This is a genomic window from Pseudomonas avellanae BPIC 631, assembly GCF_000444135.1.
Taxonomy (GTDB): domain Bacteria; phylum Pseudomonadota; class Gammaproteobacteria; order Pseudomonadales; family Pseudomonadaceae; genus Aquipseudomonas; species Aquipseudomonas avellanae.
On sequence record NZ_ATDK01000473.1, the window covers coordinates 1 to 881 of the forward strand.

The following is an 881-nucleotide window of genomic DNA, read 5'->3' on the forward strand; positions in this document are numbered from 1 at the left end:
TTTTCGAAATAAGTTACCCATAACCTGCAAGCTAAGCTATTGATAAGATTTGAATTTTCCGTTAGTTGGTGGCTGATTTTTTCGAAAACAGTACACTAGTTCTTTGGCCCTCGCTGCTAATCGTCCAGCCATCAGAATTGAAGGGATATCAGAAGTCCACGGGTTGAATGCCATCAAACCCGGTGCTTCGCTACCTTTTGGCCCCGGCAACATTACAGTGTTCTACGGCCAAAATGGTTCGGGAAAAAGCGGGTATGCACGCCTTCTGAAACAAGCATGCGGCTCAAGGTCGAAAGACGAGATTCACCCTAACGTCTTCGTCGAAGAGCCAGTGGCCTGCAGCGCTAAATTCCAAGTCTCAGCGGGAGAAAATCAGCGAACAATCGACTGGACGCTTGCCCAGGGTGCAGACCCCCTACTACGCCACGCCCAGATCTTCGACACCAAAACTGCTAACCAGTACATGGGTAAAAGCGAGGCCAGCTACGAGCCAAGCCAGATGAAATTCGTAGCGTCATTGATCGCTGTGTCAGACAAAGTCAGCCAGCACCTCACAGCGTCGAAAAATGCGTTGCTAAGCGCATTACCGCAATTTCCTGCAGATCTCGGAATGACCGACGAGAGTCGCTGGCTTACCAGTCTTAAACCGACGACCACTAACGCTGCCATCGGCGTGTTCAGCTGTACTTGCACCGATTCCGCGGCTACCGCCCGTTATTACAATGACGCTCATGTCGTGTTCCTCTGTGGTTCAAATGAGTGTCCACAGTACGCATCACGCTAGTGTACTGTTTTCGAAATAAGTTACCCATAACCTGCAAGCTAAGCTATTGATAAGATTTGAATTTTCCGTTAGTTGGTGGCTGATTTTTTCGAAAACA

Annotated in this window: 1 protein-coding gene; it reads left to right on the forward strand. The window is 48.8% G+C overall.

Features of this window, described 5'->3' with window-relative positions; genetic code table 11:
- Window positions 1–163 precede the first annotated feature (163 nt).
- Window positions 164–784, forward strand: coding sequence for a hypothetical protein (locus tag DW49_RS0124075; protein ID WP_024421473.1), 621 nt, complete (start codon window positions 164–166; stop codon window positions 782–784).
- The last annotated feature ends 97 nt before the right edge of the window (window positions 785–881 follow it).